The organism is Alteromonas mediterranea DE (assembly GCF_000020585.3).
GTDB classification, from domain to species: Bacteria; Pseudomonadota; Gammaproteobacteria; order Enterobacterales; family Alteromonadaceae; genus Alteromonas; species Alteromonas mediterranea.
Map to the genome: position 1 here is coordinate 2,638,263 of NC_011138.3, position 18,721 is coordinate 2,656,983.

12 protein-coding genes are annotated in these 18,721 nt (G+C 45.0%); 4 read left to right on the forward strand and 8 right to left on the reverse strand.

The features are described from left to right. Nucleotides 1-10: 10 nt before the first annotated feature. Nucleotides 11-1,885: an alkaline phosphatase PhoX gene (locus MADE_RS11735; protein ID WP_012518810.1), complete on the reverse strand. Its 1,875-nt coding sequence runs from the start codon at nt 1,883-1,885 to the stop codon at nt 11-13. A 385-nt stretch (nt 1,886-2,270) separates the two neighbouring features. Between MADE_RS11735 and MADE_RS11740 the strand changes: the two genes are divergently transcribed. Further along, nucleotides 2,271-4,403, forward strand: coding sequence for a response regulator (locus MADE_RS11740; RefSeq protein WP_023559748.1), 2,133 nt, complete (start codon nt 2,271-2,273; stop codon nt 4,401-4,403). Nucleotides 4,404-4,449: 46 nt separating this feature from the next. Here MADE_RS11740 and MADE_RS11745 read toward each other — a convergent pair whose 3' ends face one another. The 6 genes from MADE_RS11745 to MADE_RS11770 all read right to left on the reverse strand — a co-directional run bounded on the left by MADE_RS11745 (nt 4,450) and on the right by MADE_RS11770 (nt 13,760). Beyond that, on the reverse strand, nt 4,450-5,337 hold the full coding sequence (locus MADE_RS11745) for a WYL domain-containing protein (protein ID WP_012518812.1): 888 nt from the start codon (nt 5,335-5,337) through the stop codon (nt 4,450-4,452). A gap of 416 nt (nt 5,338-5,753) precedes the next feature. Continuing rightward, nucleotides 5,754-5,960: a hypothetical protein gene (locus MADE_RS11750; RefSeq protein WP_012517740.1), complete on the reverse strand. Its 207-nt coding sequence runs from the start codon at nt 5,958-5,960 to the stop codon at nt 5,754-5,756. 357 nt (nt 5,961-6,317) lie between these two features. Continuing rightward, a complete protein-coding gene (locus MADE_RS11755; protein ID WP_012518813.1) occupies nt 6,318-6,917 on the reverse strand; it encodes a PEP-CTERM sorting domain-containing protein in 600 nt (199 codons plus the stop codon). 16 nt (nt 6,918-6,933) lie between these two features. Beyond that, entirely contained in the window at nt 6,934-10,974 is a 4,041-nt protein-coding gene (locus MADE_RS11760; protein WP_012518814.1) for an ExeM/NucH family extracellular endonuclease, read from the reverse strand. A 416-nt stretch (nt 10,975-11,390) separates the two neighbouring features. After that, on the reverse strand, nt 11,391-13,310 hold the full coding sequence (locus tag MADE_RS11765) for a methyl-accepting chemotaxis protein (protein WP_012518815.1): 1,920 nt from the start codon (nt 13,308-13,310) through the stop codon (nt 11,391-11,393). Between the two features lie 198 nt (nt 13,311-13,508). After that, the gene (locus MADE_RS11770; protein ID WP_012518816.1) at nt 13,509-13,760 is read right to left on the reverse strand and encodes a hypothetical protein; all 252 of its coding nucleotides are present in this window, start codon (nt 13,758-13,760) and stop codon (nt 13,509-13,511) included. Between the two features lie 156 nt (nt 13,761-13,916). On the opposite strand from MADE_RS11770, the gene MADE_RS11775 reads away from it, so the two are divergent. Next, nucleotides 13,917-14,321: a type 2 periplasmic-binding domain-containing protein gene (locus MADE_RS11775; protein ID WP_012518817.1), complete on the forward strand. Its 405-nt coding sequence runs from the start codon at nt 13,917-13,919 to the stop codon at nt 14,319-14,321. Nucleotides 14,322-14,387: 66 nt separating this feature from the next. On the opposite strand, the gene MADE_RS11780 is transcribed toward MADE_RS11775, so the two are convergent. Continuing rightward, nucleotides 14,388-15,296: a LysR family transcriptional regulator gene (locus MADE_RS11780; protein ID WP_012518818.1), complete on the reverse strand. Its 909-nt coding sequence runs from the start codon at nt 15,294-15,296 to the stop codon at nt 14,388-14,390. A 132-nt stretch (nt 15,297-15,428) separates the two neighbouring features. On the opposite strand from MADE_RS11780, the gene MADE_RS11785 reads away from it, so the two are divergent. Continuing rightward, nucleotides 15,429-16,583: an iron-containing alcohol dehydrogenase gene (locus tag MADE_RS11785; protein ID WP_012518819.1), complete on the forward strand. Its 1,155-nt coding sequence runs from the start codon at nt 15,429-15,431 to the stop codon at nt 16,581-16,583. A gap of 199 nt (nt 16,584-16,782) precedes the next feature. Continuing rightward, nucleotides 16,783-18,675: a putative bifunctional diguanylate cyclase/phosphodiesterase gene (locus tag MADE_RS11790; protein ID WP_012518820.1), complete on the forward strand. Its 1,893-nt coding sequence runs from the start codon at nt 16,783-16,785 to the stop codon at nt 18,673-18,675. Nucleotides 18,676-18,721 lie beyond the last annotated feature (46 nt).

Below are 18,721 nucleotides of genomic sequence, written 5' to 3' on the forward strand. Positions count from 1 at the left end.
AAAAGAAAACTTACTTATCTGCTGGTTCATACATCCACAGCGTGTTGTTTTCTTGGAAACCGTCTTCACCGATAAGAATACGGCCGTCGTTCATGACTACAACGTTATCTGGTTGAGAAAGCTGCTCAACGTCACAACGCTCTGCACCAGTTAGGCTTGAGCGGTACGTACCGCCCATTACAACAGGTTCAATACGCGTAATGTTATAGCCTGCTTCAAGCTTAGCGCGGTATACACCACCGCAGTCTTTTACCCGGGCAGATAGCTGCATGTCGCCTTCACCGTCAACCATCGTGTTGTCGATATCTGCTATACCGATATATAGGTAAGCATTTTCCACGACTTCACCTTCAATGGTATCAACACCTTCAACCGCTTCTTTTGCGCGCTTCTGGTTAATAGAGATACCTTCAAGCTTTCTCCACTCTGCCGTTGCGCCTTTAAGTCGCGCTGCGGCGCGGCTTTCAAGGAAAGCGACACGGTTATCCATTGGTTCTCCCGCGGTTACGCTTGAACCACCTTCTTCTACTGTGGGGTAAGTCGCATCGCCGTCTGCCCATGCTTGAACGTCAGCCATGGTGATATAAGAGCTTTGGCCATCCACGTAGTCGTCCGTTCCAATACCGTTGTATTCGTCAATCCACGCGCGAATTGTCATATTATCGCCACTTGCCAATTCAACCCACTCAACAGCGAAGCCCGTTGTCGCTGGGTCGTTTTGACCCGCATCTTGGGTAAGTTTGGCGCCGTAAAGCGTACCAGCTGATAAGTCTTCTGCTGTGTCTGCTACAAATTTGAACAGCACGCCGCCGGTATCATCTTGTGAAAGATAAACCGTTTTTCCATCGGGCATCACCGTTGAGTTTTCATGCTCGTAGCGACCCATGGCAAAATGCTTAACAATTACTGGCTCGTCGGCAAGCGGATCGGTCACCTCTGCGATATAACCGTAGTTGTATGGGTTTGGCGCATCAGGCGCGGTCATCTGCCACATACGACCTAAGCGAGCGTCAGTTGATACCGCTTCAGGGTTGTTCCAGCTAGGTGATGTGGTTGAATCTACAGAAGAGTTAACGACCCACTCCTCCGAGGTAAGTGGCGTGCCCCAAGGCGACATAGAACCAAAGCAGTTTGCCGCAGTGCCCCATACTGGCGAAAAGTCTAGCATCATAGCTTCTGTAACTTCCCACATGCCAAATTCATCTTTTTCTACCTTCATGCGGCTCATGCCACCGGGAAGCTCTTCCCAGTTAGAAAAAAGGTAACCCTCACCTTCTGCTGTTGAAATGAAGCCATTGAAGTCTGGCATATCGTTTTCAAGCACTAACTCTTCGCCATCAAGGGTGTAGATGTGGCCAAGGCCTTCAGGTAAATCTGTACCAAAAGTGTCGCCTGTTTGGCCGAGTACCTGGTATTGACCAATGGCAGAAACCACCAACTCTTTTTCTTCGTCAGAGCTAGGTACTGGAGAGTTGGGTAAAGTAACGGGTAAATTGTTGAAATTTGCGCCTGCTAACACTCCTACCGTACCCGTGTTGATTGGCATTTCGTTTACACTTGTTGTTGCCGCATTCGTGCCCGACGGGTGCTGTACGTTAAAAAACAAATCGCCTTCGTCAGTGAGAAAAATACCCGTTACTTCTGCGCCAAGGGGCACCGTAGCAATACGGGTAAGCGTTCCCGCAGTATCGCCTTCTGGGCCTTGTTCGCCTACTGGACCTTGTTCGCCTACTGGGCCTTGCTCACCTACTGGGCCTTGAGCGCCTTGTGCGCCGTCTTCACCGTCTTCACCGTCATCACCTTCTAGTGAACAGGCTGATATACCTACTGTTACCGCTAATGCAATCGCTGAATACTTAATCCCACGAAGAGTTTCGCTTTTCATTATGGTTCCTTGCTTATATTTGTTTTCTATTTTGAGTGGAGGAAAGCAGAAGACTTACCTCTGTAAACGGTCTTAGCGGCCAAAAGTGTGGATGACATTTGTGACACTTCAGTGACATAGTCTTGACACGAAAATGACGATTTGTTGACAACCCGATAGAAAAATAGAAAAACGTGAAGAAAAATGCCTTTGCAGCCAGCGAGGTTACTGAGGTTATTGAATAGACATTCAATAAAGCTGAACCATTCGGTCAGTTTGTGAATTTTTTATTGCTACCCACGATATTGGAGTTAAAAGGGGAACCTTTTATTTAGTTTAGTAGTTACATTGCGTAACTACTTGGTATCTATTATCTTTTAGTTACCACTGCGCCAAACTTACTTTTATGTCTATACGTGTCCGTTACATCGCTGCCCTCGTGCTTATAGCTACACTTGTCACGCTTTCATTTATAGTGATGCACGACTTGATTAGCGAGCAAAAACAAGATGCTGAGAATATTAATGTTGCGGGTCAACAGCGTATGCTTTCTCAGCGTATAGCGCTAATGCTATCTACCGGCGAAACGTGTAGCAGCGGCCCGGAGCGGGAGTATCTAGAACAAGCACTGGCACAATTTAAAGCAAACCACCAGCAGCTAGTCTCGAAAAACAACCTTCCCCTTCCAATATTCGATATATATTTCGTCGAGGGGAAATTAGATAGAAGCGTTAACCAGTACATCAAAAATGTCGAACGCGCTTTAACAGCCACCGATTGTCAAACCATTGCGCCGTTAGATATTCAGGCACTCACCGAATTATTGAAGCAACTCGATTACGTGGTAACGCTTTTCGAGCAAGATGCGTCGAACCAAGTAGATACGGTCTTATCCATAGAGTTTTACTTATGGTTAGCCACGCTAGCACTGCTTTGCATAGAAGCGGTTTTTATCTTTTCCCCCATGGAACAAACCGTAAAACAGGCATTTTCGAAACTTACGCGTTTGAAGGCAGAAGCAGAAGAAACGGCTGAAAAAGCACGAAAAGCAAGTAAAGCAAAATCTGAGTTTCTTTCTAGCATGAGCCACGAACTTCGCACCCCGATGAATGGGCTGTTCGGCATGATAGAGCTAGCCATTGATAACCCTGAAAAAAGTAGTATCTATCTAAAAAAAGCCAAAACAGCGGGGCGCCAACTGCTGGTACTGATCAACGACATATTAGATGTATCTAAAATTGAAGCGGGCAAAATAAAAATAGAGCGAGCACCAGTAGACTTGTTGCAGATACTCGATGACGTGGTGTCACTACAACGCGTGTACTGTCAACGAAAAGGTCTTGAATTTATCTATTTGAAAGACCCAGATTTACCACATGTCGTGGAAGGTGATATAACGCGGATTTCGCAAATCTTACATAACTTATTGAACAATGCTATTAAGTTTACCGAACGTGGTTCGGTAACGCTTAAAGTGCGATATACCAAACATCCAAACGGCAACTTCTTGTCCTTTGATGTCATCGATACGGGTATAGGTATAGCGTCGTCGAAACTAGACAATATTTTTAGAAAATTTGAACAAGCAGACAAAACGACAACCCGGGACTTTGGCGGTACCGGGCTCGGTTTAAGCATCGCAAAACAACTTGCTCAATTAATGAATGGCGATATCACTGTCACCTCATTTATCGGTCAAGGCAGCACGTTTAGTTTTACAATGGCCGCAAAAGAGTGCCACCTGCCTGAGATAACCGTACAGCCAGGTTCTTCCGTGCGCTGCGCTGTTGTAGATGATTTGCAGACCAGTCGCGAATATTTTGAGCACGTGGTCAATGCAATGTCTATCAGCTCTCAAAGCTACGGTAGTGCAAAAGCATTCCTGTCAGACACTCCGTTAAGTTTTGACGTTATCATTTTGGATTTATCCATGCCGGAAATGAGCGGTGTTGATTTACTCAAACAATTAAAGACATTGAACCCCAAACCATTTCCGAAGGTTATTTTAATATCTGCGGAGCTCGAAAGATTAGAAGAGGAAAGCGACGATGAAATAATCGGGCTAATTTGGCGAACTCACGTGAAACCGATTAATCGTAGAGAGCTAGAACACGACCTAAATAAGCTTGTTGATACAACGCCTCAGGTAACTACCGATACCGCAGCGGCTAACAAAAAGAAACGTATTTTACTTGCCGAAGATAACGAAATTAACGCTGAAATCGTTAAAACGATCATGCAGGCTGAAGGCTATAAGTTTCTGCACGTCAAAAATGGTAAAGATGCCATTGACGTGGTTAAACGCCATAACTTCGATCTCATTTTAATGGATTGTAATATGCCCATAATGGGCGGCATCGAAGCGTCTTCTATTTTGCGGAACGCTTTGGATATTACAACGCCAATAGTGGCCCTTACGGCTAATGCGTTTGCAGAAGATAAAGAAGAGTGTTTGGCCGCGGGAATGACTGACTTTATGGCGAAGCCAATAGACAAAGGCACCCTTTTATCTTGTATCAGAAAACACTTAGCAAGCTAAGAGACATGGAGTGCACGGATAGTCGTTACTCATACCCCGAGGCCTGCTATGCCGTATAGGCAGCTTGTTCTGCAGTATACCCTGGCGCAATAGCAAGATTATCCGTATCAGCAAGGCTTTGGCGGTTTTTAAGCCAAAGTTGATATTCACCTGAACGCAAACTTGCATGCTTGGTACAGTCTACATTCCAGCGCCTCAGTAAATAGCCCGCCATAGCGGCGCGTACTTCTAAGGTGAGTACGCCTTCTTCCATCGCATAATCAAGCTCAATGGCAGTAGGAAATTTAATGTTTTTAGGGTGAGGCACAATCTCAAGAGGGATCAACCTTCCCCACTCTTCATCCTGCTCAATGCACTCATGCACTTCAGGCTCTGCTTTAACCGTTACCTTGCTAATGCGGGTTAATACAAAGTCTCGAAAGCTCTGCGACTTTCTGTCAAATGCGCGAACATGCCATCGCTGACCATTATCAACAATACTATGGGGCACAAGTTCACGTGCGCCACTGCCGCTAGATAACGATGTGTAAATAACGCTCATCGCTTTTTTGTTAACTATGGCTTGTACTACTTTCGCTACCACAAAAATATCAGGTACGTTCAGCGAAGACGCACTTTCTACCGGAAAGTGCAAATCGCCAATGGCATCAAACCCGTCTGATATGTCGTTGGCAAGCTTTACCAAGGTACGTTTGGCATCGTGCTCGAAAACTGGAAGAAAGTTTTCTGTTTGAAAGTAACGCTTTTCTCTTGGATCGTAGATTAAGTTATCGGGCGCTAGTTCTTTGTAGAGCGTAAAGTCACGAGAGCCGGCCGATAGCCCCACTTCAAAGCGATTTATTAAGTCTTGGCGATGAATAGCCCCTTTAAACAAAAGGCAGAAATCGATATACGCCAGTCGTTGGCGTTGAGAAAAAGAAATGGTTTCTAACATGGTGCGCACTTATTGTAATTTTATTCAGTGTGGTTCATTTAAAGCCGCATGTAAATAGCAAAAGAAATATCGAGTAGGGTGAGGCTTGCGCCTCATCCCTCTCACAGAACCGTACGTACGGGCCTCGTATACGGCTCCTGCATACTTCATATCACTTGCTAAGTGACACAATGCTAATTTGCAATCTAGTATCGTGCGCCCTATGGACATCGTTCATTTTCTAACATTGTGGTAACTTTCATTGCAGGGTTTGGCGTTCTAGCACTGAGGCAATCTACCAAATTTGACTACAATTACTTCCCATATACGGCCTGTCTCACCAGACATCACTATTCCTAGCGCACCGATTCGACTTGTCCCGCTGATCAGGCGGCTTGTGTATCAATGATAAAAAAAACTCACAACTCATCAGAGTCTTAAAGTCTGCTTCCCCCCTTCGCAATCCATTTAAGCTTTTGGCTAAAATGGATCCTATCAAACACAATGCTGATAGTCGGCTTGGTTTTACCCTCCACACCATTACTGGCTTTCATCGGCCTAGCCTTACTCACTACTACGGGTTCATCTGCCACCTCACACTCGCAACATTCTTGGATCACTCCTTGAACGATACGTCCAACCATTTGATTGGATCCAATGCCAGGCTTCCCCAGTTACTGTTCTGGTAACCACGTTATGGCTCCCTGTTAGAAATTCCACCCTCAAACACAAAACAGGTCTGACTGAGTATCGGGCTTCGCGCTATTTTGCACGCTTACCCACCTGCCTTGCCGAATCAGGTTCACTTTCATTGTGTACCTCTAACTTCCTATGGCTTCCTTCGGACCCTGTCGTTGGCCAACAACGCCCTTGCCATTCGGATTATCTTCCCCTCAGTCAGGGTGATTCAGGTTTCTTTCAACCTGACGGGTTTGCCAGCTTCGCTGGGCAAACAAAAAAGCCCAGCACTTGGCTGGGCTTAGCTTTTAAGTATTTAAGGTTTACTGCTTTGCACGTTTGCGTGCGAAAACCATACCGCCTAGAGCTAAAAGAGATAGCGCAAAGGTACCTGGTGCAGGTACTTGGGCGATTTCAAAGCTTGTGCTCTCAGTTGAAACGTTTGGTAAAGCAACCCCGCCGTTATTGGTTATCACCGAACTTACAGGTGATAACTCTACAATGCCAGCATTAAGCGCTAGTAAATTGAACGAAAACAGTTCGACAGTACTTTTACCATTTTGCGCAAATTCAGCACCTTCAAATAAAGGAACTATCGCGGCAAGAAATGATTCAATTGAGATAATACTTAAAGTACTTTCGGTGCTTCCATTAGTACCTACAACTGGCTGATTACCTAATGCGCCTAAGTCAAAGATAGACGAAACATCAAGGCTTAAAAGTGTACTATCGAAATTAAAAAGTGCGTTATAGCCATAAAAGTAAGTCTGAACGGCGTTATCGTCGATCAACTCAGTTGCACTTACCGTGGCCATTATTGTTTCGCCAACGCTATAAGTGTCTTTATCTGTTGTAATCGAAATTAGTGCTGCGTTTGCGTTGAAAGTAGCGACAGCCATTATTAGTAAAAAGAATTTTTTCATTGTTATTTTCCTAAAATTAAATTGCACAGTTAGCGCGTGTACACATCGCCATTAATGCTTGAATATCGAAGAAGCTGATTTGGCCGTCGCCGTTAAAATCGTAGCTTTCAGCCGTCGCTTGCCCTTGTAAAAACAGTTGATAGAAGGCCATGATATCGTTGTAATCGACATCGTTATCACCATCAAAGTCTCCTACTGTCACTTCTTCTGGGAAGTTAAGCACAACCACTACCGGGTCATGATCTGACGAGCGATAAGCATCCGCGCCATAATAGCTAGAAAGCTGAGTTTCTGATTTGAATTCAACGTTATAGTCGAACACGCGAGGTTCATCGGCATTGATGTGCCATACCGTTGCGTCTACCACATATTCAGTTAACGATGGACTTGATAAAGCGTGGTCGAGATATCCCATTTCGCCGCCGAAGCTATACGAATAAGCACTATCGCCATCAAAGAAGTTAACTAAGTTACTGTAGCCAGCCTCTTCAAGCGCAAGGATAGGCTCTTCCTTCGCATAGGCATTTAAATCACCCATTACGATAACGCGGTCAGACAAAATATCGCTGTTTTGCTCAACAAGTGAAATAATGCCTTGTGCTGCTTGAGTACGCAGTTCGTTCCAGCAGCCTTGGCCGTCACCTAAATCGGCATTGTTACCCGTAGCACTGCCACAGCTTCCTTTCGACTTGAAGTGGTTTATCGCTAAGGTAAAGTCTTCGCCATTGCTGTTCACACTAAAGCTTTGTAGTAAAGGCTGACGGTTACCATAGTCAAACGGTGCGTTAGATGAAGTAACAGGGTTACCCTGAAGTGAAACTACCGCTGGCTTATAGATAATGCCTACAGCTATTTCATCTCCGCCTAGTTGAGACTCTAATGCAACATAGCTGTACTCATCGCTGCCTAGTTCAGCGTTAACGCTGTCAACTAATGTCGCAATCGCCGATTCACTGCTATAGCCATCGTTTTCAATTTCAACAAGGCCAAGTACATCGGCATTCATCGCTACAATAGCAGCAATGGTTTTCACTTTCTGACGTTCGAACTCGGCAACTGAATCTGCGCCGCGAGGGGTCGGGAACTCAGGGCCATTGAAGTAATTGAGCACATTAAAGCTAGCCACTTTTACATCACCGATAGCATTTAGCTGTGGTGCAGCAATTCGTGGATTAGTGCGCACGGTTTGAATATCACCAACAGGGATGAGGTTGTAAGCACCAAAGGCATAATGTAATACACCTTCTAAGGCCTCAACACTGTCTCCCAAACGCAGTGGGTTGTTATGCGATAATCCGCCAACAGGGAAAGGAATATCATCCAAATTCTGTGATGTTTTTCCGTCATCAACCAATAAGGTGTTTCGTGCATTGGCTTCAGCTAGCGCCAACGCTTCTTGTGAACCTGCTACAAACTGGTTAGTAGGAATCATTAAGCGCTGAGACGACACGTTGAACTGACCGTAGCGACCAAGATTGTAGATATCAGAGACTTTGAGCGTTTGCTCAAAACTAATATGCATGCCCTCTAGTGCTTCTAAATCAGTACCCGGGCTAAACGGCATAGCAACTGACGTGTAAAGCACGCTGCTACCAGACCCCGTAACCTCTACATCCGCAGATAAAGCGATTTGAGTTACACCAAAGCGCTCACCTACTGTACCTTGTAAACGCACCGCATCGCCCGCTACAGGTAGGCTAAATGAACCTGCGTAAACAAACACACCCTCAGATGTTGATGTATTGTCATCCGAATCAGCTGCTTCTTCCTGAACGAAAAACCCGCTCATATCAGGCACCACTTTTGTGACGACCGCTTCAACAATGACATCACTGCCAATAAGTGCCGACTCCTCGCCGTCGCCTTGAATTGCGCTGATGAGTACCACTTCAGGAGTGGGATCCGTTGGGTCGGTTGGGTAGGTTGGGTCTGTCGGGTCTGTCGGGTCGGTTGGGTCAGTAGGTTCACTTACTGAACCGTTATGGGAGCCAAAATTACTTAGCGTATCCTTAGGAAAGCTATCCCACTCATCAGTAGTAAAAGCAGGGTTTCGGTTAGCGTTTCCGCCTGTCACGGAACTCTTACGCACTAACGTGACGTCTTTACCCCAATTAGTCCTAACGCCGTAAGTACCTAGTGCATCTACCACTTGGCCGTTGTATACCAACTCAACGTAATCGTCGCCGTTAAAATTTATTACGAAGCTGCTAAGGGTAGAACCACTTGTCAGTAAGGCATCGGCATCTGCATGAGCAAATGTTGCCACACCACCTGCAGGAATTTCGCCTTCTAGCGCTAAAACTTTACGGTCTGCATCGGCGGTATCGCCGTTTGAAAGTAGTACCAACTCATAGCCAGATAGGCTTACAGGCTGAGTAGAACTATTGAAAAGCTCTATCGCTTTGTTAAAGCTACCACCCTCAATATACTCTGAAATGTAAACGCTATTGGTTGATGGTGCTGTGTCGCCTCCTGTATCGCCACCTGTGTCACCACCGGTATCACCACCTGTGTCACCACCGGTATCACCACCGGTATCACCACCTGTGTCACCGCCCGAGTCTCCGCCTGTGCCATCGCAGCTTTCGTTGAAGATAAGCGAGGCCAGTTCCGGCTTGTCAATAAACGGGTTTCGATTACCTTGGAATTCATAAACGCGTTCATTACGGCGACGTTCGAATTCATCTACTGGGTCGCTTTCATGCCACTGAAGCAAAACACAAAGCTTGCCGAAGGCCGCTTCGTCAGTAGTGGTTAAGCGATTCAGCAAGACTAAGTCTTCTTCCGTATCACCCGCGGTATTGCCATCGTATCGCACATCCATGTAAAGCATAGAGCGCGCAACGTCACCTTTTACCGCGTCACGTGGTTCAAACGAATCACTGTCTACGCGGTTTGCTGGCGCTTCATTAAGTTCGTTATCGCTGAAGTCAAAATCTAGATTCCCGCGTGAGCTGTTAACTGAAATGTCAGTAGGACGTAGGTGCAGGATGTCGCTATAAGCCGTTAAACTTGTGCTTGAGAAGCCATGACTTTTCGCCCAAACATGCTCGCGGTTCCAATTGTCTTGGTTAGTACTTTGACTACCGCTTCCGTTAGTAAATTTATCTTGCGATATGCCCTTGTAAAACAAAATGACGTTTTCAGTATTTGAAGGGTCTTCATCAGTGTAAGTTAACGCGGTCCACACCTCTGAATACGATAGCGTACGATGGCCATTTTCAATGATTGTGTGCGTTGTTTCTTTTAATGTTTGTGCACTTTCACCATTGGCAATGGCCGTATCGAGCGTGGCGTAATAGTCTGAAGCAACAAAGTCGCTCGCTAAATTAATCGCTTCTAGATCTGGACAGTTAAAACAGGTGCCGCTTAAGAAAAGCAGTTCGCCTGAAGGTTCACCGCCTTCGTCAGGTGTATCGCCGCCGTCTGTCGCCCCAGACGAGCTAACTGAAATGCTTTCAAGGTTAAGATATTCGGATCCTGCGTTGTTTGCCATAGCAACTTTAAGAACAAGGCTGTTCCCGCTGCCAATAGCAGCCGAAACGTTGCCGTTCTCAAAATCGTCTTTTACTGTGTGGGCACTACCAGCAATAGGTGCAATAAGTTCAAACGCCCCACCGTCGATGGAATAGAAAACGTCTATATAGTCAGCCTCTTCCATGGTGCCGCTTTTAGATAACAAAGCGTCGATAGTAATGTTACCCTGACCGGTTATGTCTATAGACTCACTTTGCCACACCACTTCGCCATCAACATCACGCGCTTGCATTGCGCCATTTGCTACGCGAAACCAGTCTGACGTTGCCGTTAATTCACCCGTGGAAACATCAATTGACCAGCGACTGACATCTTCAATAGTGACATTAGTTCCTATTTCGATGGGGCCAGTGGCGCCCTTGCCTTGCAGCTCACTGGCTTCGAAATCTTCTTGCCATAGCGTATCTGCACCTGCGTTTAGCGATATTACGCCGAATGATAATGCCCCGGCTAATAGTGCATTAATCACTTTTGCTGACTTTCTCAGCGTGTACTTTTGTGTGTTACCCTCATTAATCATTTTGCTTTCCGCTTTTTGTATAAGGAAGGTATAAATTCATATACATACGTATACACAGCAAGCAGTTAACGAAAATAATAATATAAACGTCACACTTCAATAAATTCATAAACTTAAGCGTTTAAAATAAGTTTACTTGTTTATTAACTCTACTGAACCTTGGTACAGGGAAAGTTGATTTGTCACATATCTAAAATGTTTCAAAATTGAAACATTTAAATGGTTTATCGTGGTGCATATTACCGTTTTATGCACAAAAAAAGAGCGCACATCAGGCGCTCTTTTTGGCGTTATTTATTAAATAGTGAAGACGAGGCTGGCTTTACCGTACCTTTATTTTAATGCTCTGAATGTAAGAGGCTCCCAACGACGTTTTAAGACGCTAGTTTCCGCCCCATACATTACTGCGTTGTCACTTAAAAGTGATAACGGCGCAGCTGCATTTGCATTTCTTTTATTTGCTGAACTAGGGCGTCACAGTTATCAACCACTTCTTTTGCGTAATCACTATTCGCGCTGCCTACATGCTGAATACTGTTTAACCCTTTGTTTACATCATCAGCCACCGAGGTTTGGCCTTCTGCCATCGTCGAGGCATCTTGGTTAAGTGCGGTAATGCGCGCGACCGCGTCTAGCGCTTGCTTTAACGAATCACCGGCGTTTTTAGTCGTTTCCACGGTTTTAAACGCTGTTTCTTTGTTTTGCTGCATTTTTTCAGAGGCCACACGACTGCCCTGCTGTAAGCGTTCGATCATAATGCGAATTTCTTCGGTCGAAGATTGCGTTCTACTGGCCAAAGAACGTACTTCATCGGCCACGACCGCAAAGCCCCTTCCCTGCTCACCCGCCCGTGCGGCTTCTATCGCAGCGTTTAACGCGAGAAGATTCGTTTGTTCGGCAATATTTCTAATTACTTCCATTACACCGCTAATTTCTTCGCTTGCCTGCGCTAACTCGGCTATCACCTGCACAGAAGCGTCTACATCATTCGCTTGCGATTGAATATCATTAATGGTTTCAGCCAACACGCTCACGCTATTTCTTGTATCTTGATCGGCCGCGTGCGCAGCTTCACTTGAACTGCGTATTGTCGAAGACACGGTTCTTGCGTTTTCTTGCATTAACGAAATAGCATTGTCTATTGAGTCAGATTCCTGACTAAGCTGAGAGACAGACTCTTGTGAACGCATGGCGGTAATATTGAGAGCTTCAGACTTAGCCAGCATATGGTCAGTGGCCACATCGACACTTTGTAGCGTGTCTTGCAGTTGACTTAAAAGGCCATTAAATGCGCGGGCCATGATGCCAAATTCATCACTCCGGGAGGCTTGGAAACGAAAGGTTAAATCCCCTTCGCCTGAAGAAAGGTTATTCACTACACCAATAAACTCATCTAGAGGCCGTCCGACAATATATTTCACTAAAAGCCAAATGGTAATAAGCACACCAGCACTGGCTAGTACTATCTTAAAAACCACGCTAAGAACGGCATTTCTTACCATTGCAGATTTTTCCGCGGTAGAAGCGGCGAGAATGATGTCATAGCCCCATGGAGAAAAAGGAACTTCTGTCACCATCCAGTTGTCATTGCTCGCTAGCGCGTTAGCAACCTCTTTACTATCCACGTGGGATGAATGCATTCGAATATTACCCTTGGCATCGCGTAGCGCTACAAACCCCTCTTTTAATACATGACTTTGCTTTATTGCTTGCTCGAGCACCTGCAAATCGGCGGAATACCCGACGTACCAAATACCAATAACCTCACCGGCGTCATTAAACATGGGCTCATAACCGGTAAGATAGGGACTGCCAAGTATATCTACTGCACCGTAGTAAGCCTGTTGTTGGTTTATTTTCTTAATGGCTTTGCCGTTTGGCGCTAACTTTGTGCCTATGGCACGCTCGCCATTTTTTATCACGTTAGTGCTAATGCGAATATAATCGTCACCAGTCTTACTAAAAATGGTAGCCGTGCCACCCATAACCTCGGTTAAGCTATCCACTAAATCGAAAGAGTTGGCCTGAGGGGCCGAACCTAATCGCACCTGGCGCGCCTGTGTATTCTTCACGCTTACATAGTCACCTTGATTTGGCACGCCAAGCGCGTCTGCGCGCAGTTTAAGCAGCGACATACTGCTTTTTACACGCTCTAGCATTATGGCATCGGTGATCGTGAGAATATTTACCAGCCTATCTGCAGTATTGGATTTTTGTTCTTGGACCTGATCAGATATAGTTGACGACGTTGTTATGACCGTCGCCGTAGCGACTATTAACGCGAGTAAAGCAATGACAGCAGAGATAGAAAATAAAAACTTTCTTTGAATAGACATGTATGTTCTCAGTTTAACAAGGTTTAAAACTCCTCACTCCTTTGAGTAGCACTAAATCCAACGACCTAATAAAAAGCCAGTATTACAACGCAAAATTGCCTTTATTGAATTTAGGCTATTTTGACATTAAGGCAAATTATCCAATCGTTTATAATTTCATGAAAAATTGAGAATTTGACAGCCTATTAAGGTCTACAACTACTTCATGTGAACTTTCCCACCCACGATTTTAAATGCCGGCGCGCCCCGAATCATTGCGTTTCTAGCAAACTGCCCTTTGCAGGACGGGCAAATACCCTCTTTTTCGGTGTAATCCTCAACAATGCGCTCTTTGAAACATTTAACTAAGGCCCCCTTGCCGCCTTTACGATACTTAAACAACTGAAACTTACACTTAGCGCAATAAATTTGTACGGTTCTTACGGGACCTTTTGGATTGGGTTTTGCCATAGCTAATTTAGTTGCTCCATTTTTAAATTTCATCTTTTGTCGAAGTGCGACAAATTACTAATCTTGGTTATACTCTATATTGGGCAGTCCGCCCTAGTGTAACAACGACTCCTCAACACAGCATCCGTTGTCGAGTAGCGAATGAAGGTAATATCAATGAAGATAATTGCAGCCCTGTGTTTTTTGTTGTCAGCCCCACTTTATGCCGGCACCGCAGTAATTGTTAACGCTAACAATAATTCTGGAATAGACATCGATACGGTAAAGAAAATCTATTTAGGTAAGGTAAAAGCATTTCCTGACGGCAGCCGTGCTATTCCGCTTACATTTGAACAAGGCAACAACACAAGAAACGCATTCAATAATAATGTGCTGGGTAAATCTGAGTCTCAATACTCTGCATTTTGGTCAAAGCTTGTTTTTACGGGTAGGGGTACACCACCAGAGATGATAGCGACCGAAGATGAAATGCTTAACCTTGTTGCTACTAACCCAAATACCATCGGCTTTATTGACGAAAGTAAAGTGGACAGTAACGTCAAAGTAGTGGGTACATTTTAGGTAGTTTCACATTTGCAGTAAAAGCGACGCCACATTATTTATTGGCGTCGCTTCGATTCTGCTTATTCAATCGGGGTAGTTAGCGAAATGATTGATGTTGGCAAATGCCATAATCACGTCTTTAGCAAAATCTACCCTAGGATTGCCTAACGCCCCTTTCTTCCAAACAAGATAAATTTCATTTTCAGGCCCGCTTTTACCAAGCGGTATTAACTCGCCTTTCGCTATCCCTTCTTTACACAGATAGCCTGGTAACACTGAGTAACCAATACCGGCTTTTACAATGCTGCTTATTGCACGAATATCTGGGCATACAGCAGCAACCGGCGACTCGCATGGCGCGTTAAAAACCTCTGAAAAATAACGGCGAATCAGTGGAAGTTGCTCGTCGTAGGTTACCAGTTTATGCTGATTTAATAGCGCTGCGGTTATTTCTTCATCTTTGAGAAGCTTTCCTTGAACTCGATTCATAACCAGAATTAAACGCTCTTTGTCTAACATTTGGTATTCATACATTGCATCCGTCGGTTCTGATGCGGTGATAGCAAGTTCGGCAACATCATTTTCCAGCAACGCATAGGTGTTATTTTTATTGCCTGTATGAATAACTAAGTTCACCTTATCGGCTTGCAGTAGGTTAGCAAGCGCTGGCCCCGCTACCGAACTAAGGTATTCTGCCGGCCCGGCGAGATGTAACGTGCCGTGGTCGGTGGATGCTCTACTGCGTATAGACGCGACCTTTTGCTCTAACGTATCAATATGGCTGGCCACCTGAAGGGCTAAATCGTCGGCAATTGGTGTAGGCTCCACTCCCCGCGCTTTTCTCACAAACAGCTCTTTGCCAACAATATTCTCCATGGCTTGGATGTGTGATGTCACTGCCGGCTGTGACATATGCAGGCGCGATGCAGCACGTGTAATATTCCCACTTCGATATACTTCTACGAAGGTTTTAAGCTGAGTTAAATAAGACATTAATCATTACCCATCAGATTTTTGATGACTCATACTAATTTATCTGACTTCTGCATTTAAGCCAATCACTCTAAGATGCCATCAAATTCTATACACAGCGAAATTCGCTAAATAATTAAGGACAGGCAACATATGCTTAATTTTACATTTAAAAATCAAACCGAAATTTTATTCGGCAAAGGCCAGCTTAGTGAAGTGTCTTTGCGCCTGCCGGCAAAAGCAAAAGTTCTGTTTTTATACGGCGGTGGCTCTATAAAAAAGAATGGTATTTACGACAAAGTTAATACCGCACTGGAAGGTGCCGACGTTATAGAGTTTCAAGGCGTTGAGCCCAATCCTGAGTTCGAAACCCTTATGAAAGCGGTTCAGGTTGCTCGCGAAAACGACGTAAACTTTATCTTAGCGGTTGGCGGCGGTAGCGTTATTGACGGCGCTAAATTCATTGCCGCGGCGGTAAATTTTGAAGGCGATCCGTGGGACATATTGATAAAAGGCGCGGCATTTGAAAACCCATTACCAGTGGGTGCAGTATTAACACTTCCTGCAACGGGCTCAGAGAGCAACGGCAATTCGGTGGTAAACCGTAAAGAAACCTCGCAAAAACGCGCTTTTTCTTCAGAAACAGTACAACCTGTTTTTGCGGTTCTTGACCCAGAATTCACGTATTCACTGCCACCGCGCCAGGTATCGAACGGTGTGGTTGATGCCTTCGTTCACGTAATTGAGCAGTACCTTACATACCCTGTGAATGCGCCGCTTCAGGACCGTTTTGCTGAAGGTATTTTACAAACACTGGTTCAGGAAGGGCCTAAAGCGCTGGCTACGCCAGAAGATTACGATGTACGTGCAAACGTAATGTGGTCAGCCACAATGGCGCTTAACGGGCTAATTGGCAAGGGCGTACCACAAGATTGGGGCACGCACATGATTGGTCACGAACTTACTGCGCTGCATGGTCTTGATCACGCGGTAACCCTAGCAATTGTCTTGCCTTCACTGATGTTCGTGCAGCGCGACAAGAAACAAGAAAAAATCTTGCAGTTAGGTGAGCGCGTATTTGGTATTAAAGAAGATGACAAAGACAAAGCTATCGACCTAACCATAAAAGCCGTACAGGACTTCTTCGAATCTATGCAGATTAAAACTCGTCTATCAGACTACGACATTGAAAAGTCTGCCATTGATGGGCTTGTTGAAAATCTAGAGCGCAATGGTTTGACTGCCCTTGGTGAACACGGCGACATTGACCTGGTAAAAGCCCGTGAAATCCTAACACTAGCCGCCTAAATACCGAGTTAAGTTGTAGTAGCGTGTGAAACTACGCACCTCGTTAAGACAGCAAAGCCTACGAGCTTTGCTGTCTTTTTTTTTAACCTTGCATTTAGGTGTTTTTAATTGCCCTGCTGTCGCCCCCAGCCTGCTTCGATACTTGCTTTTTTGTAAGTTACGATTACAGTTGGTTAGAGCCTAGTTTACAAATAGAAGAATGCAGGTTATTAACTTATTCCCCTCCACAGTGAATATCACTGATCTACTCTCAATTCGCAGACAACGTGTTATTCAGATAAGCGTTGTAACCGGCTGTGGGCTATTTGCGTCACTACTTGCAGCGAGAGGGATAACCTTCGACATCTTTCTTGTGGGTATATTATCTTTATTACTTAGTGCAGTTCTCGCTTACAAGCGTTATGTGGCCACCAGCAGTTACCTTCTTCTAAGCGCCATGTCATCAATGTTGTTCGCGCTTTCAGCAACGGGAGCCGGCGTGTTTGATATAGCCATGCTTGGCTACCCTGGCGTAATTATTTTTGCGGCATTGTTAGGCGGCGTCGCGCTATTTGGCACAGTTCTCTCGCTGGTCCTGCTGCAATGTATCGGGCTTACTTGGCTAATTATGCACGGTGTAGTGGCCCCCCATCCTCCTGTACTCTCGTGGTCTCATCTGCTTTTCGTCATCGTTATCTTTGTTGTAACGGGCTTTAGCGTATTTGTTTTAGTTCAGGATATACGACGGCTAATGGCTTCGCTGCATCGGGAGTACACAAAAGTCGAGCAGAATAGAGCCCATATTCAACACCTTGCGCACCACGACCCACTAACCAATTTACCAAATAGGGTTATGGGGGAACGTTTGTTTAACGAAAAACTGCGCGAGAGCGAAGAAAGTGGTTTGCAGCTTGCGGTATTGTTTATCGATTTAGATAATTTTAAGCCCGTCAACGACGCATTAGGCCATGCCGCCGGAGACCGTTTTTTACAAAAAATATCTCAAACTATTACCGACAACCTGTCAGCGAACGAATGCCTTATTCGGTTTGGTGGTGACGAATTTATTGTTCTCGCGGCACAGATAAAGACGCGCTCTCAAATTGAAAATTTGTGTCAGAACTTAATTCAATGGTGTTCGTCGGAATTTGAAGTACTACAAACAAAAATCGTTGTATCGGGCTCTATAGGCGTAGCGCAAGCGCCTTACGATGGCGTCAAGTTTAAGCAGTTATGCCGAAAGGCCGATATCGCCATGTATGAGGCTAAACGCAATGGCAGAAATCGCTTTGAGTTTTACGATGTGCGTTTTGACGAAGAAAGTGATGAAAAGTTTTCGCTAATTCAACGATTGCGCCCTGCAGTTCAAGCAAATGCGTTAGCGGTGTATTACCAGCCCCTCATCGATTTAAAGACGGGTAACATATGTGCACTTGAAGCCTTGCTGCGCTGGCCTCAAGAAGATGGCTCTATGATCTTCCCCGATAGATTTATCCCGCTAGCTGAAAGCAGCGGTCTCATAGACACGCTAGGTGCATGGGTTTTAAACCAAGCCTGTATGTTTTGCGCTAAGCAACAACAAAATGGTAATAGCGAGTTATCCATTGCGGTGAATTTATCATTTGCACAGTTCAAAGACGGTAATCTGCCACAAATCGTAAAGGGTGCGTTAGAAACTTCCCAGCTAGCTCCAGAACATTTAGAGCTTGAGCTAACAGAATCTATTTTGGCCGACGACAATGGCAATGTTATTCAACAGCTTGAGCAAATAAAAAGCCTTGGCGTTACGTTCGCAATTGATGATTTTGGTACTGGGTATTCCAATCTTAATTACCTTCGTACATTCAGTGCCCAAAAATTAAAAATAGATCGTATTTTTATCAATACATTGGGCTTTGACGAAAAAGATGTGCCCTTAGTCACAGCAATAATAAGTATCGCTGAAAGTTTAGGTATGGCAACCGTGGCAGAGGGTATTGAGAATGAAGCTGCGCTAAAAAAGATTACTGAAATGGGCTGTGACATTGGTCAAGGATACTATTGGAGTAAGCCTGTACCAGCGGAACAAATTGAAAGGCTAATTGAAGCGCAATCCCCCACTAACCAGCGGTAAAAAGTTATTAGGCTACGCCGGCTAGTGATATTGGAGCGTTGCTTTT

Coding starts and splice junctions, on each gene's coding strand:
- MADE_RS11760 (WP_012518814.1), bottom strand. CDS start 10,974: ATGATTAATGAGGGTAACACACAAAAGTACACGCTGAGAAAGTCAGCA.
- MADE_RS11785 (WP_012518819.1), top strand. CDS start 15,429: ATGCTTAATTTTACATTTAAAAATCAAACCGAAATTTTATTCGGCAAA.
- MADE_RS11780 (WP_012518818.1), bottom strand. CDS start 15,296: ATGTCTTATTTAACTCAGCTTAAAACCTTCGTAGAAGTATATCGAAGT.
- MADE_RS11735 (WP_012518810.1), bottom strand. CDS start 1,885: ATGAAAAGCGAAACTCTTCGTGGGATTAAGTATTCAGCGATTGCATTA.
- MADE_RS11770 (WP_012518816.1), bottom strand. CDS start 13,760: ATGGCAAAACCCAATCCAAAAGGTCCCGTAAGAACCGTACAAATTTAT.
- MADE_RS11755 (WP_012518813.1), bottom strand. CDS start 6,917: ATGAAAAAATTCTTTTTACTAATAATGGCTGTCGCTACTTTCAACGCA.
- MADE_RS11790 (WP_012518820.1), top strand. CDS start 16,783: ATGCAGGTTATTAACTTATTCCCCTCCACAGTGAATATCACTGATCTA.
- MADE_RS11745 (WP_012518812.1), bottom strand. CDS start 5,337: ATGTTAGAAACCATTTCTTTTTCTCAACGCCAACGACTGGCGTATATC.
- MADE_RS11750 (WP_012517740.1), bottom strand. CDS start 5,960: ATGGTTGGACGTATCGTTCAAGGAGTGATCCAAGAATGTTGCGAGTGT.
- MADE_RS11740 (WP_023559748.1), top strand. CDS start 2,271: ATGTCTATACGTGTCCGTTACATCGCTGCCCTCGTGCTTATAGCTACA.
- MADE_RS11775 (WP_012518817.1), top strand. CDS start 13,917: ATGAAGATAATTGCAGCCCTGTGTTTTTTGTTGTCAGCCCCACTTTAT.
- MADE_RS11765 (WP_012518815.1), bottom strand. CDS start 13,310: ATGTCTATTCAAAGAAAGTTTTTATTTTCTATCTCTGCTGTCATTGCT.